The sequence below is a fragment of the Brevundimonas naejangsanensis DSM 23858 genome (assembly GCF_000421705.1).
In the GTDB taxonomy this organism is placed as follows: Bacteria; Pseudomonadota; Alphaproteobacteria; order Caulobacterales; family Caulobacteraceae; genus Brevundimonas; species Brevundimonas naejangsanensis.
Genome location: NZ_ATXN01000003.1, coordinates 186,433 through 200,472 on the forward strand (window position 1 = coordinate 186,433; position 14,040 = coordinate 200,472).

At 64.3% G+C, this 14,040-nt stretch carries 14 protein-coding genes and 1 pseudogene; 8 read left to right on the forward strand and 7 right to left on the reverse strand.

The features are described 5' to 3' along the window. The first annotated feature begins 11 nt into the window (after positions 1 to 11). Positions 12 to 734: an RlmE family RNA methyltransferase gene (locus tag H556_RS0108350; RefSeq protein ID WP_024354004.1), complete on the forward strand. Its 723-nt coding sequence runs from the start codon at positions 12 to 14 to the stop codon at positions 732 to 734. Here H556_RS0108350 and H556_RS16090 read toward each other — a convergent pair. Then, positions 731 to 1,291 carry a DUF2061 domain-containing protein gene (locus H556_RS16090; protein WP_024354005.1) on the reverse strand — a complete coding sequence of 187 codons (561 nt, stop codon included), beginning with the start codon at positions 1,289 to 1,291 and terminating at the stop codon, positions 731 to 733. The two genes, H556_RS0108350 and H556_RS16090, sit on opposite strands and share 4 nt — an antisense overlap. Before the next feature lie 128 nt (positions 1,292 to 1,419). On the opposite strand from H556_RS16090, the gene guaB reads away from it, so the two are divergent. From guaB to H556_RS0108385, 6 genes are all read left to right on the forward strand, one after another. Then, positions 1,420 to 2,880, forward strand: a complete 1,461-nt coding sequence (gene guaB, locus H556_RS0108360; protein ID WP_024354006.1) for an IMP dehydrogenase — start codon at positions 1,420 to 1,422, stop codon at positions 2,878 to 2,880. A gap of 65 nt (positions 2,881 to 2,945) precedes the next feature. Continuing rightward, positions 2,946 to 3,344 carry an MAPEG family protein gene (locus H556_RS0108365; RefSeq protein ID WP_024354007.1) on the forward strand — a complete coding sequence of 133 codons (399 nt, stop codon included), beginning with the start codon at positions 2,946 to 2,948 and terminating at the stop codon, positions 3,342 to 3,344. A 1-nt stretch (position 3,345) separates the two neighbouring features. Beyond that, entirely contained in the window at positions 3,346 to 4,641 is a 1,296-nt protein-coding gene (locus H556_RS0108370) for an RsmB/NOP family class I SAM-dependent RNA methyltransferase (RefSeq protein ID WP_024354008.1), read from the forward strand. Then, positions 4,638 to 5,333 carry a 5'-methylthioadenosine/S-adenosylhomocysteine nucleosidase gene (locus H556_RS0108375; protein WP_024354009.1) on the forward strand — a complete coding sequence of 232 codons (696 nt, stop codon included), beginning with the start codon at positions 4,638 to 4,640 and terminating at the stop codon, positions 5,331 to 5,333. The genes H556_RS0108370 and H556_RS0108375 overlap by 4 nt, the downstream gene beginning before the upstream one ends. Continuing rightward, on the forward strand, positions 5,330 to 6,892 hold the full coding sequence (gene guaA / locus H556_RS0108380) for a glutamine-hydrolyzing GMP synthase (protein ID WP_024354010.1): 1,563 nt from the start codon (positions 5,330 to 5,332) through the stop codon (positions 6,890 to 6,892). Before H556_RS0108375 ends, guaA begins: the two co-directional genes overlap by 4 nt. A gap of 111 nt (positions 6,893 to 7,003) precedes the next feature. Further along, positions 7,004 to 8,497 (forward strand): IS91-like element ISCR2 family transposase, encoded by a 1,494-nt coding sequence (locus H556_RS0108385; RefSeq protein WP_001120888.1) that lies wholly within the window; start codon positions 7,004 to 7,006, stop codon positions 8,495 to 8,497. Between the two features lie 235 nt (positions 8,498 to 8,732). Here H556_RS0108385 and H556_RS16100 read toward each other — a convergent pair. From H556_RS16100 to H556_RS0108405, 5 genes and pseudogenes are all read right to left on the reverse strand, one after another. Continuing rightward, a pseudogene (locus tag H556_RS16100) lies at positions 8,733 to 8,975 on the reverse strand (phosphoglucosamine mutase); the annotation flags it as partial. Between the two features lie 86 nt (positions 8,976 to 9,061). Next, entirely contained in the window at positions 9,062 to 9,877 is an 816-nt protein-coding gene (gene sul2, locus H556_RS0108390; protein ID WP_001043260.1) for a sulfonamide-resistant dihydropteroate synthase Sul2, read from the reverse strand. A gap of 672 nt (positions 9,878 to 10,549) precedes the next feature. Further along, positions 10,550 to 10,960: an STN domain-containing protein gene (locus tag H556_RS0108395; protein ID WP_024354011.1), complete on the reverse strand. Its 411-nt coding sequence runs from the start codon at positions 10,958 to 10,960 to the stop codon at positions 10,550 to 10,552. A 93-nt stretch (positions 10,961 to 11,053) separates the two neighbouring features. Further along, complete coding sequence (locus tag H556_RS0108400) at positions 11,054 to 12,034, reverse strand: FecR family protein (RefSeq protein ID WP_024354012.1); 981 nt, start codon at positions 12,032 to 12,034, stop codon at positions 11,054 to 11,056. Positions 12,035 to 12,039: 5 nt separating this feature from the next. After that, the gene (locus tag H556_RS0108405) at positions 12,040 to 12,531 is read right to left on the reverse strand and encodes an RNA polymerase sigma factor (RefSeq protein WP_024354013.1); all 492 of its coding nucleotides are present in this window, start codon (positions 12,529 to 12,531) and stop codon (positions 12,040 to 12,042) included. A gap of 478 nt (positions 12,532 to 13,009) precedes the next feature. Between H556_RS0108405 and H556_RS16730 the strand changes: the two genes are divergently transcribed. Further along, complete coding sequence (locus tag H556_RS16730) at positions 13,010 to 13,252, forward strand: response regulator transcription factor (RefSeq protein ID WP_024354014.1); 243 nt, start codon at positions 13,010 to 13,012, stop codon at positions 13,250 to 13,252. Positions 13,253 to 13,547: 295 nt separating this feature from the next. Here H556_RS16730 and H556_RS0108415 read toward each other — a convergent pair whose 3' ends face one another. After that, positions 13,548 to 14,039: a type II toxin-antitoxin system YhaV family toxin gene (locus tag H556_RS0108415; RefSeq protein ID WP_024354015.1), complete on the reverse strand. Its 492-nt coding sequence runs from the start codon at positions 14,037 to 14,039 to the stop codon at positions 13,548 to 13,550. Position 14,040 lies beyond the last annotated feature (1 nt).

Sequence of the window (14,040 nt, forward strand, 5' to 3'; positions counted from 1 at the left end):
ATGTGGGAAGCATGAGTGAAGACGAAAAGCCCGCCGACAAGCCGCAGGAACGCCGCCGAATGGTGCGTCTGCCTACGGGCGGCACGGCCTCGGGCCGCAAGGTCGGCCAGAAGATCAAGACGGCCGACAAGAAGACCCTGTCCAGCCAGGCGTGGATCAAGCGACAACTGTCGGACGAGTGGTCCGACCGCGCGCGCGCCGAGGGCTGGCGCAGCCGCGCCGCCTTCAAGCTGATGGAGATCGACGACAGGTACCGTCTGATCAAGCGCGGCTCGCGGGTCATCGACCTGGGCGCCGCGCCGGGCGGCTGGGTGCAGGTGGCGCTGGATCGCGGCGCTACGGCGGTGGCGGGCGTGGACCTGCTGATGATCGAGCCGATTCCGGGCGCGACGCTGATTCAGGCGGACTTCACCGATCCGGGCGTGGATCAGCAGATGCTGGACGCCATCGGCGGACCGCCGGACCTGGTGCTGTCGGACATGGCGCACAACACGATCGGCCACCGTCAGACGGACCACCTGAAGATCATCGCCCTGATCGAGATCGCGGCCGATTTCGCCATCCGCACGCTGAGGCCGGGTGGGAATTTCGTGTCGAAGAACTTTCAGGGCGGCGACGCCGGCGGGGTGCTGACGCGCCTGCGCGAGGAGTTCGAGACGGTGAAGTATGTGAAGCCGGAATCGAGCCGCAAGGGCAGCGCCGAGGTCTTCCTGGTGGCGCTGAACAAGCGTTAGGCGGACGCGCCGTCCGCCTGAGAGGCGGCGCGCCGGGCGGCTTTCCTTGCTTCGGCGCGCGTCCAGATGCGGTCGTGCAGGGTGAAGAAGACCGTCTGCACCAGCGGCTCGATGGTGCCGATGGCCAGGGCGATGCGGATGTCGCGCGTCAGGGCGAAGGCCACCAGAACCGCCACGGTGAAGTGCATCAGGCCGTAGGTGACGGTCTTCAGCGCCACCTGCTTCAGGTTGCGGGGCAGGGCGTGGCTGTGGCCATGATGGTTGTGGGCGCGGTTCTGCTCATGCGCGTCCATGACTTCCAGGCGGGCGGTGAAGGCCTCGGCCGTTTCCTCGACGCCGGACAGCATCTTGCGCCGCTCGACCCGGTGCCAGACGCGGTCGTGGATGGAATAGGCGACGGTCTGGACGATCGGCTCGACCACGCCGACCGCCAGCGCCAGCCGCCAGTCGCGCGTCAGGGCGAAGGCCACCAGGATGGCCACGATCAGGTGCATCACGCCATAGCTCGCGATCTTGAGAGCGAGCTGTCGCGCCGTGTTGATCAAGATGCGAACCATTGTCGGGGAATGCGGCCCTTCGCCGTCCGTTTCAAGGCAATTCCTCTTATATGCACGATAGCGCGGGCTTGGGGTTGCGGTTCCCCGCCAACGGGGGCTATACGCGGCCCGCAAAATGGAGGCTCCAAATGGAGATACGCGAAGGCCTAACCTTCGATGACGTTTTGCTCGAACCCGGTCCGTCCGAGGTCATGCCCGCTGATGTCGATGTCTCGACCCAGCTGACGCGCGAAATCAAACTGAACATCCCGCTGCTGTCGTCCGCGATGGACACGGTGACGGAAAGCCGTCTGGCCATCGCGATGGCGCAGGCCGGCGGCCTGGGCGTGCTGCACCGGAACATGACCATCGAGGAGCAGGCCGAAGAGGTCCGCGCCGTCAAACGCTATGAAAGCGGCATGGTGGTGAACCCGGTCACGGTCGCCCCCGACACGACGCTGGGCGAAGTGCTCCAGATCGTCGAGCGCAAGAAGATCACCGGCTTCCCGGTCGTCGATCCCAAGACCGGCAAGCTGGTCGGGATGCTAACCAACCGCGACATGCGCTTCGAGACGGACCTGAACCTCAAGGCCGCCGAGTTGATGACGACGGGCGAGCTGATCACCCTGCGCGAAGGTTCGGCCGGGCGCGAGGCGGCGCGCGAGCTGCTGCGCACCCGCAAGATCGAGCGGGTCATCGTGGTGGACGACGCCTATCGCGCCGTCGGTCTGATCACGATGAAGGACATTCAGAAGGCGCAGGCCTTCCCCAACGCCTGCAAGGACGAGCAGGGCCGCCTGCGCGTCGGCGCCGCCTCGACCGTCGGCGACGCCGGGTTCGAGCGGGCGATGGCCCTGGCCGATGCGGGCGCGGACGTGGTGGTGATCGACACCGCCCACGGCCACTCGGCCTCGGTCGCCCAGGTGGTCGAGCGCATCAAGCGCGAGAACAACCGCGTCCAGATCATCGCCGGCAACGTCGCCACCTATGACGCCACCCGCGCCCTGATCGACGCGGGCGCCGATGCGGTGAAGGTCGGCATCGGGCCGGGTTCCATCTGCACCACCCGCATCGTAGCTGGCGTAGGCGTGCCGCAGCTGACGGCCATCGTCGATGCCGCCCGCGCGGCGGAAGGCACGGGCGCCTCGGTCATTGCGGACGGCGGCATCAAGTTCTCGGGCGATCTGGCCAAGGCCATCGCGGCGGGCGCCAATGTCGCCATGATGGGTTCGATGTTCGCAGGCACGGACGAAAGCCCCGGCGAGGTCTTCCTGTACCAGGGTCGGTCCTACAAGTCGTATCGCGGCATGGGTTCGGTGGGCGCCATGGCGCGCGGCTCGGCCGACCGCTACTTCCAGAAGGAAGTCTCGTCCGAGAAGCTGGTTCCCGAGGGCATCGAGGGCCAGACCGCCTATAAGGGGCCGATCGCCCCCGTGGTGCACCAACTGGTCGGGGGGCTGCGCGCCTCGATGGGCTATGTCGGCGGCGCCACCATTCCGGACTTCCAGGAGCGCGCGCGCTTTGTCCGCATCACCAATGCGGGCCTTCGTGAAAGCCACGTCCACGACGTGATGATCACGCGCGAGGCGCCCAACTATCGTCAGGGCTGACCTGATCCGCTCCCGGCCCCGGCCGGGAGCGGTTTTGTTTTGGGCGAGTAGAACAGGAGACGGGCATGACGACTGAACTGACCTATCTGGCGGCGACGCTGGTGCTGGCCCTGGTGCAGGTATTCCTGCCCGCCTTCGCCCGGACGCGCGAGTTCGGCCTGTCGTGGAACGCCGGGGCGCGGGACAAGACGCCCGAGGCGCACAGCCCCGTCGTCGGCCGTCTGGAGCGGGCGCAGGCCAATCTGTTCGAGACCCTGCCGCTGTTCATCGGCGCCGTGCTGATCGCCCAGGTCGCTGATCGGACCGGCGCGCTGACGGCGTGGGGCGCAGGCCTCTACTTCTGGGCGCGCGTCGCCTATATCCCGCTGTACGCCCTGGGCGTTCCCTATATCCGGTCGCTGGTCTGGCTGGTCTCGCTTGCGGGACTGGCGCTGTGCCTTCTGGCCCTTTTCATCCGAGTCTGATTTGACCCCAGCCGCCCGTCTGGCCGCCGCCGCCGCCATCATCGACAGCATTTCACAGGGCCGCCAGCCCGCCGACGCCGTGCTCAAGGCCTGGAGCCAACAGAACCGCTATGCCGGTTCAGGCGACCGACGCGCCATCGCCGAGCGCGTGTATCAGGTGCTGCGCGCGCGGGGCCGTCTGTCGGCCTTCATGGGCGGGCGTCAGGACGGACGCGCCCTGATCGTCGGCGCCCTGTCGCTGCTGGACGGCGCGACGCTGGAGGAGATCGAAGGCCTCTACAACGGCGAAGGCTATGGCCCGCGTCCCCTGTCCAAGCACGAACGCGGCCGCATCGCGGCGCACGAGGACGCGGCCGATCTGGCCGAGGTCGCCCTGCCGGACTTCGTGACGGCGGACCTGAAGGCGGTCCACGGCGACCGCTGGCGTGAAGAGGTCGAAGCCCTGAGCGGTCGCGCTCCGGTCGACCTGCGGGTCAACGGTCTGCGCGCCACGATGGAAGAGGTCGAGGCCGAACTACGCGACGCCGGTCTGTCGCCCCAGCGCACGGAGCTGTCGGGCTGGGGCCTGCGTCTGGACGCGGAGCCCGCGCCGAACGTGCAGCCGCTGGACGGTTTCCAGAACGGTCATTTCGAGATTCAGGACGAGGCCAGCCAGGTTGTCGGCTGGCTGTCCGGCGCCTTCCCCGGCGCGACGGTGGTGGATTACTGCGCGGGCGGCGGCGGCAAGACGCTGGGTCTGGTGCAGGCCATGCAGGGGCAGGGCGCGCTGATCGCCTGCGACGTCTCGGCCAAGCGGCTGGACAATGTGAAGCCGCGACTGGCCCGCGCGGGCGTCGAGGCTGACCTGCGCCTGCTGGGCACCAATGGCGGCGGGGTCGAGGACCTGAACAGTCAGGCTGACGTGGTGTTCGTCGACGCGCCCTGCTCGGGCTCGGGCGCCTGGCGGCGTCGGCCGGAGGACAGCTGGCGTCTGACGGCAGAGGAAGTCGCGCGCCTGCATGCGCTGCAACTGCGCATTCTGGGGCAGGCGACCAAGCTGGTGCGGCCGGGCGGGCGTCTGGCCTATGTCACCTGCTCGGTGCTGGGCGCGGAGAACGAAGCGACGGCCGCCGCCTTCGAGGCCGCGCATTCGGACTTCAAGCCGGTCCCCCTCGCAGATGCAGCGCACAGCGCGGACCTGACCGAGGCGGGGCGCGAACGCCTGACTGCGCTGGCGCAAGGAAACAGCCTGCGTCTGTCGCCCGCCGCGACCGGCACGGACGGCTTCTTCATCGCCCTGTTCGAGCGCGCTTCATGAGGCTTGAGCGCTACGGCGCCGTCACGGTCCTGCCGGTGATGGCGGCGCCTGCGGAATACGGCGAACACCTGCGCGCCCGCATCGACCCGCTGATGACCGGCATCGGGCCGGTCGAGGGGGCTGTGGCGCTGACGGCGGCTCTGGCGCGGCTGGAGGCGAGGGGAGAGACGCCGGATCTGATCCTGTCGCTGGGCTCGTGCGGGTCTCGCGTTCTGGATCATGCGGCGGTCTATCAGGCGTCGTCCGTGGCCTATCGCGACATGGACGCCAGCGCGCTGGGCTTCCCTAAAGGCGTGACGCCGCTGCTCGACATGCCCGCCGTTCTGCCGCTGCCGTGCCCCATCCCTGACGTACCGAGCGCGCGCCTGTCGACCGGCGGAAACGTCGTTTCGGGCGCCGCCTATGACGCCATCGACGCCGAGATGGTGGACATGGAGACGTGGGCGCTGGTGCGCGCGGCCCAGACCTTCGGTCTGCCTATGGTCGCGCTGCGCGGCGTGTCGGACGGCAAGGCCGAGCTGACCGGCCTGCATGACTGGACCTCGACCCTGCATCTGGTGGACGAGAACCTGGCCCAGGCCGTGGACAGCCTGATCGCGGTGCTGACGGATCACGGCCTCTCCGCCCTTGAAATTCCGGCCCCGCAAGGCCAAACCCTCGCGCAATCGCTCGCCCCGGATTCGACCTCATGACCCAGCCGACCCAACACCAGAAGGTGCTCATCGTCGATTTCGGCAGTCAGGTGACGCAACTGATCGCGCGTCGCCTGCGCGAGGCCGGCGTCTATTGCGAAATCCATCCGTTCAACAAGGCGGGTGAAGCCCTGAAGGCGATGCAGCCGCAGGCCATCATCCTGTCGGGCGGCCCCAACTCGACGACTGACGCCGACAGCCCGCGCGTCGACCGCGCCGTCTTCGACTATGGCGCGCCGATCCTGGGCATCTGCTACGGCGAGCAACTGATCTGCGCCGAGCTGGGCGGCAAGGTCGAGAGCGGCCACCACGCCGAGTTCGGCCGCGCCGAGATCGTCATCACCCAGGACAGCCCCCTGTTCGCGGGCGTCGCTTCGGTCGGCGGTCGCGAGCCGGTGTGGATGAGCCACGGCGACCGCGTGACGGCCCTGCCGGAGGGCTTCCACGTCATCGCCACCTCGGAAGGCGCGCCCTTCGCCGCCATCGCCGATGAGACGCGCAAGATCTACGGCGTGCAGTTCCACCCTGAGGTGGTGCACACCCCGCGCGGCGCCCAACTGTTGAAGAACTTCACCCATGGCGTCGCGGGCTTGACCGGCGACTGGACCATGGCCGCCTATCGCGACGAGCAGATCGCCAAGATCCGCGAACAGGTCGGCGACGCCAAGGTCATCTGCGGCCTGTCGGGCGGGGTCGACTCATCGGTCGCCGCCGTGTTGATCCATGAGGCCATCGGCGACCAGCTGAGCTGCGTCTTCGTCGACACCGGCCTGATGCGCAAGGGCGAGGCCGATCAGGTCACGACCCTGTTCCGCGAGCACTACAACATCCCCCTGGTGCATGTTGACGCGTCGAAGGATTTCCTCGGCGAGCTGGCCGGAATTTCGGACCCGGAAACCAAGCGCAAGACCATCGGCCGCGTCTTCATCGAGGTGTTCGACCGCGAGGCGAACAAGATCGAAGGCGCCGCCTTCCTGGCCCAGGGCACCCTCTATCCCGACGTGATCGAAAGCGTGTCCCCGACCGGCGGCCCCTCGCACGTGATCAAGAGCCACCACAACGTCGGCGGCCTGCCGGACTTCATGAAGCTGAAGCTGGTCGAACCCTTACGCGAACTGTTCAAGGACGAGGTCCGCGCGCTAGGTCGCGAGCTGGGCCTGACCGACGCCTTCGTCGGCCGCCACCCCTTCCCCGGACCGGGCCTGGCCATCCGCATCCCCGGCGAGATCACGCCGGAGGCGGTCGCGACCCTGCAGGACGCGGACGCCATCTATCTGGACGAGATCCGCAAGGCGGGCCTGTACGACGACATCTGGCAGGCCTTCGCCGTTCTGCTGCCGGTCAAGACGGTCGGCGTCCAGGGCGACGCCCGCACCTATGAAAAGGTGCTGGCCCTGCGCGCGGTCACCTCGACCGACGGCATGACGGCTGACTTCTACCAGTTCCCCTGGGACGTCCTGGCCAAGACCGCCACGCGCATCATCAACGAAGTCCGCGGCGTCAACCGCGTCGTCTATGACGTGACGTCCAAGCCGCCAGGGACGATCGAGTGGGAGTGACGGGCACTGGCTGGCAATGTCTAGCAACGGCAGGCATTTCGGCTGAGGGTAAAAGAACTTTCCGCTAAGCGATAGACTGTATGTAAACACAGTATTGCAAGGACGCGGAACATGCCTCATGTGGCGGCCAGGACGGCCAGCCGGGATCGGGATACTGGTCGTTACCAGAGCCACCGACCCGAGCAAACCCTTCTCTATCAGATCGTTGACGAGTATTACCCGGCATTCGCTGCGCTTATGGCAGAGCAGGGAAAGGAATTGCCGGGCTATGTGCAACGGGAATTTGAAGAATTTCTCCAATGCGGGCGGCTGGAGCATGGCTTTCTACGGGTTCGCTGCGAGTCTTGCCACGCCGAGCACCTGGTCGCTTTCAGCTGTAAGCGTCGCGGTTTCTGCCCGAGCTGTGGGGCGCGGCGGATGGCCGAAAGTGCCGCCTTGCTGGTTGATGAAGTACTGCCTGAACAACCCATGCGTCAGTGGGTGTTGAGCTTCCCGTTTCAGCTGCGTTTCCTGTTTGCCAGCCGGCCCGAGATCATGGGGTGGGTGCTGGGCATCGTTTACCGCGTCATTGCCACGCACCTGGTCAAGAAAGCGGGCCATACCCACCAAGTGGCCAAGACGGGCGCGGTCACCCTGATCCAGCGTTTTGGATCGGCGCTCAATCTGAATGTTCACTTCCACATGCTGTTTCTCGACGGTGTGTATGTCGAGCAATCCCACGGCTCAGCGCGTTTCCGCTGGGTCAAGGCGCCGACCAGCCCAGAGCTCACCCAGCTGACGCACACCATCGCCCACCGGGTGGGTCGCTATCTGGAACGGCAAGGCCTGCTGGAACGGGATGTCGAAAACAGCTATCTGGCCTCGGATGCGGTGGATGACGACCCGATGACACCCCTGCTGGGGCACTCGATCACTTACCGTATCGCTGTCGGTTCACAGGCGGGGCGAAAGGTGTTCACTTTGCAAACTCTGCCGACCAGTGGTGATCCGTTCGGTGACGGGATTGGCAAGGTAGCCGGGTCCAGCCTGCACGCCGGCGTGGCGGCCAGGGCCGATGAACGCAAGAAGCTCGAACGGCTGTGCCGGTACATCAGCCGCCCGGCGGTATCCGAGAAGCGGCTGTCGTTAACACGAGGCGGCAACGTGCGCTACCAGCTCAAGACGCCGTACCGGGACGGCACCACGCACGTCATTTTCGAACCATTGGATTTCATTGCAAGGCTGGCCGCCCTGGTACCGAAGCCCAGAGTCAACCTAACCCGCTTCCACGGGGTGTTCGCACCCAACAGTCGGCACCGGGCGTTGGTCACGCCGGCAAAACGGGGCAGGGGCAACAAGGTCAGGGTGGCTGATGAACCGGCAACACCAGCACAACGGCGAGCGTCGATGACATGGGCGCAACGGCTCAAGCGTGTTTTCAATATCGACATCGAGACCTGCAGCGGCTGCGGCGGCGCCATGAAAGTCATCGCCTGCATTGAAGACCCTATAGTGATCAAGCAGATCCTTGATCACCTGAAGCACAAAGCCGAAACCAGCGGGACCAGGGCGTTACCCGAAAGCCGGGCGCCACCGGCTGAGCTGCTCCTGGGTCTGTTTGACTGACGAGCCTGAAGGCCAACGATACCAATCAAAATGCTGCGTTCACAGCGCCGCGGCAGGGATCCGCCGTGCTGGTTGTCGGAAAAGGAGCCGCTAGTGGGAAAGAGGAGGGTAAATTTTCAGCGTTGCTGGCTCCCCGTCAGCCGGATTGGGTTGCATCGCAGGGGTGTCGAAAGAGTCAACTGCGGTCCAAAGCTGTTGGACTTGGGTGAAAAGGGCGTTTATTCTTCCTATACGTTGTCGGCAGCGGGCCAAAAAGGAATACGTCCATGCCCATCGAGGTGAAACCGGCTGTGAGCGCGGGTTCAAGCATATAGCCCGACAGGCGCGTATCCTTGCCGATCACGACACGATGGCGGTGGTCACCGCGACGAAAGACACGGCCAGCCGCCATGCCGACGCGCAAGGCGGTTTCCGCCGTCATCGCGCCTTCGTTGGCTTTGCCACGAATACCGTCTGTGCCGAAATATTTGCGCACCATAAGGTCGATTATCCTGTCGTCGGGTCGCCCTCAAAGGGGACATGCCTGCTGAACCGCGAATATAGAGAAATATCCCGAATGTGCAGTTAACGAATTCTTGCGGTTTCTTTCAGCGCCGCCAATACCGCCAGCCCGTCGCGCAAGGGGCGCGGCTCGTGTGTGCGGATGAAGTCAGCTCCACCTGCGGCGGCGGCAAGCTCTGCAGCGAGTGTCGCGGCCCCGACATCCCCCGGACCACGGCCTGTGAGCGCGCGCAGAAAGGATTTGCGCGAAACAGACAGAAGCACCGGCAAATCGAAGCGCAGCCGCAATTCATCGAACCGCGCCAGCACCGAGAGCGAGGTTTCGGGAGCAGCCCCCAGAAAAAACCCCATGCCGGGATCAAGGACAAGGCGGTTGCGTTTGATACCGGCACCCGTCAGCGCCGCGATGCGCGCGTCAAAGAACGCCGCAATGTGATCCATGATGTCGCCAGCGGGTGCCTCGCGCCGATCTGCCTGCCCGTCTTGCACCGAATGCATAACGACGAGTTTGGCAGATGATTTCGCCAATTGCGGATAGAACGCAGCGTCTGGAAAACCGCGAATATCATTGAGATAGGCCACACCACGCGACAAGGCATAGGCTTGCGTCGCGGGTTGATAACTGTCGAGCGAGACGGGAATGCCATCTGCCTTGAGCGCGTCCAGCACCGGCGCGATACGCGCGATTTCTGTGTCGGACGAAACAGGCGCGGCGTCGGGATTGCTGGATGCCGGACCGAGGTCGATCACATCTGCCCCCTCGGCCATCAGCTTACGCGCCTGCGCAATGGCTGCGTCTGGCGCCAGATACCGGCCTCCATCGGAGAAACTGTCCGAGGTTATGTTGACGATGCCGAAAATGATGAGCGATTTATTCATGGGGGCTTCTATAATAATAATAATCGAGCATGAGTCTCATACGGATGCTCGGGTCGAAAGGGAATCCCCAGGCGAGTAACCTGTTTGCGGTGATCCATTAGCTGCAGGAGCAGAAGAGTATACATCTGGAAGCAAAGCCAGGAAAGCGGCCTATGGAGCTGTGCGGCAGCGCTCAGTAGGCAATTTTTCAAAATATTGTTAAGCCTTTTCTGAGCATGGTATTTTTCATGGTATTACCAATTAGCAGGAAAATAAGCCATTGAATATAAAAGATAAAAATGTCTTGTTTACAATAGAGTGGGAATAATTCAGGCCTTTCGGCAGCTTTCGGCATCGCTTCCGAAACCGCCTGTAAGTCATTGACGAAAGAGTGAATTCTGACGAGACCCTTCGAAGCCTTTCGGAGGGTCTCTTTTTTGTGATGACGGCTTTCCTGACGGTCTCGCGTCCGTTGCCTCAGCCGCCCCTGATTCATACCGTCACCCCATTAAGGGCGTTCTGACGGTCTTTTTTTCGAAACAAGCTTCTGAATTGTTTACGAAAAATGGCTGCGAAAGACCCTGAAAACGCCTGACGGTCTTTTGGAAGGGGAAATGTGATGCTTACCGACGCAGAACTGAGGAATACGCGAGGAAAATCAAAGGCGTATAAAAAGACCGACAGAGACGGTCTTTACGTGCTCGTCACACCGTCAGGAGGCATCAGGCTGCCCGTAACGACGACGTCGTCCACCACGGTCAGTACGTCGTCGGTCAGCCCGGCGCGCGCGTTCGGATCGTAAAGGACGTAAACGTTCGGGCGGGTTCGTCGGAAAGCCAGCCCGGTGTCGCGCAGCAGCGCAGCCAGCCCCGCTTCTGCGCTGTAGTCGCCCTGCAGACCGGAAGAGGTGCGGCCCTCCACAAGGGCGGCCGGATAGAGAATCTGGAGGCGGCTCTGCTCGACGAAGACGCTCAGGGTCCGAGCGAGAGGGCCGGGGGGCGCATCATACCGCCTCACGGCGTCCGCGCCCTGGGCCCAGGCCGGCGCGACGCAGGCTATAAGGGCGGTTGATAGTGCTGTCGTCGTCCCCAATCCGATACGCATGATCTTCCCCGTTTGCTCCTCCCGCGTGGTGCGGGACGGGCAGAGACGCCGGGAAGGCGCGGGCCCCCTAACTCCGCCTAAAGATTATTTTCGTCAGGTCTTCGGCGCCTCAAGAATGATGGCGCCATCGGCGCCCGTGGACGCTGTGACGCCGTAAAGGTCGGAAAGCGCGGCGATGAAGGCATCGGTGTCGCCTGTGTCGAAGGCACCGCTGACGGGAATCTGCGAGATGCCCGCGTCCTTCAGTTCGATCCGACGGTCGCTGTACCGGCTGACCTCAGCGACCGCCTCCCGGATCGGAGTCGCGGCGAAGATCAGCCTTCCCGTGGTCCAGCTGATTTCACGGGCCGCGTCGACCGACTGCACCTGGGGGCTGCGTCGGGCTGTGACGACCTGCTGGCCCGGCGTCAGGGACCAGGCGGGTTTCGACGCGCTGGAGGTTCCCACGTCGACGCGGCCCTCGATCAGGGTGACCCTGGCGCCCCGGTCCAGCCTTCGGACATCGAACCGCGTGCCGACGGCGGTAACCGTGGTATCGCCGGCGGTAACCACGAAGGGGCGGGTCGGATCGCCCTCAACGTCGAAGAAGGCCTGGCCGGAGACCAGGATCACGGATCGGCGGTCTGAGCGCAGGCGGACCTCCACCCGGCTGCCGGTGTCGAGGATAACCTGGGAGCCGTCGGCCAGACGCAGGGTCCGCTGCTCGCCGACACCGGTGGCGTAGCTTTGCGGCCGGTTCAGGGTCCAGACCGACACCAGACCCAGGACGGCGAGCGCCATGGCGCCGGTCGCGATCGGCTTCCACAGGCGCGACACTATGTGGCGAGCCCGCACCCTCGGCGGAGCCTGGCCCAGGGCTTCCGCCGTCAGAGCGGCGATGTCGGGATCCTCGGCAAGCGTCCGGCTCGTGTCCCAGGCCTTCTCGACGCGCTCGTAGGCGCGCGCATTGGCCGGGTCTTTTCGCCATTCGAAGAAGTCGTGGATATCGGTCGTCGACACGCGCTTCTGACCGAGACGGGCGAACCAGGTCGCGGCTTCCTGCCGGGGGACGTCCCGTTCCTTATCGATCGTCATCCCGCCTATCCGTCCAGTTGCTCGACGCAGTGCTGCAACGCCTTAGACATACGCCATTCTACCGCCTTGACGCTCAACCCGCGTGCGGCGGCGATCTCAGGATAGCTCATACCGGCAAAACGGCTCAGGATGAAAACTTCACGGTAAAGGGCGGGCATGGTCAGAACGGCCTGCTTCATCATTAGCGCCTCGACCTGATCAGCCGCTTCGCCCGGATCAGCGGCCTCCGTGAAGGTCTCTGTCGTTCCCCGTCTCTTGCGGCGACGGCTCTCGTCCCGGACCACGTTCATGGCGATCCGCAGGAGAAAGGCCCGGGGGTGCCGGATGAGGCCTGCCGAATAGGGAGCAGCGCGGAGGTAGGTTTCCTGGACCACGTCCGCGGCCTGATCCGGATCGACATGGGCCCGCAGCCTGCCATCGAGCCAGCGCGCATACTGGCGATAGAGGGTGTTCAGGCCCTCCAGCGCATCCGCTTTCAATTCCTTGACGTCGCTCACGTCGATCTCCCGCCTCCAGGGCGGGCCGGGAATCCCGTGGGTCTTGGTCAGCCATGATCATCCGGACGCAGGACATAGCCTGCGCCAGGTACGACGACAGCTCACGCAGCAATTGCGCTTTCCAAATCCGAGTCCGCAAAGGGGATTCCAAGCCCCTGTCGGCGCCAGGGCCGACGCCCGAGCATGAATCAAACCGAATCCGGACGCAAGGCGAGGGGGTCGGGCGTTGGAATCCTCGCGGAACGAGGCCCGCTATCTGCCAACGGAGCGCTGCCCTGCCCAAAGGGCCCCCGGCTCCAGCTCCGCGCCTGTTTCGCGGCGCCCGACGCCCAATCCTTAGGCGGGGGTCGCTCCGGGTTCAACCATGTGATGGAGGCCTATTCCGCAGAGAAGTTGCGGTCTGACCGCAACTCTTAGGCGTTGAGAATCGCGGTTATCGCCGTGTACGGACGGAGCAGCAGCCGGGGGAGGGGAAGGAATGGACGCCGACCTGAACAGCCAGACCGCATGGACGGTCACGCTCGGATTGAGCCCGCGCGAGCTCGAATGTCTCGCTTGGGTCAGCCAGGGCAAGAGCTCGACCGACATCGGAGCCATACTGGGCCTGTCGGCTCGCACCGTGGACAGCTATCTCGAGAAGGCAGCGTCCAAACTGGGCGTACGCACGCGGATAGAGGCGGTGGCTGTGGGGGTGAGGCGAGGTCTCATCGAGGTGGATTGAGCGGAGGATAGGCCTTTAGCCGCCCTTCTTCAGTCTGTTGAGGTTGACCTGGACGTGGAACTCGCCTGCAGCTGGGGCATCCGTCGAGAGGGAATGCCTATAAGTTGTATGTGTAATTTTGTTCCGCCTTAGAACCTTGCTGGTTCCTCTACACGTTGAGAGGCAGAGTATGGCGGGCGCGGGAGCATTTCAACCGGGGCTGTTGGCGCTCTGGGAACCGGAAGTTGTCATCTTGGCGGCGAACCGGGATTGAGCGTGACGAAGGCTCAGTGTGATTCGGCCGTCACCGCGTTCATCATGCGTCTGTAGGCGAAGCGCCTTCCAGCCGCTCGACCGCAGCAGGCTCGGAAGCCGCCTTGTACAGAGTGGTCCAATGATCGGGCGGATTGCCGTCCTCCAGCATCCCCTTGAAGACCTTGTAGGCGTCGGTTTTGCCGCCATACGTCCTCAACGTTTTTTCGTCGTTGACCCAGGCGAAGATGATGACTTTCGCCTTCGAGTCGTAGCGGAAGAACAACCTGAACCGGCCATTCCCGAACTTGGCCCGAAACCAATGCTTGTGAGCCTCGCCTAACGTCGAGCCCTGCCGATAGACGGTGGCGGTCGGGTCGGCCGAAATCGTTTGGAACACGAGCTTGTTTAAAGCCGCCAAGAGCTTGGTGTTCGCGTTCTTTTTGAACTCGCCGGGCTTTTTCGCCTGCAACGCCTCGACGGTCGCGGTCAGCGTTTCCAACTGATCGAGAAAGAGAGGATGCGCGAGAATGGTCCAGCCATTGATCGTCAGCATG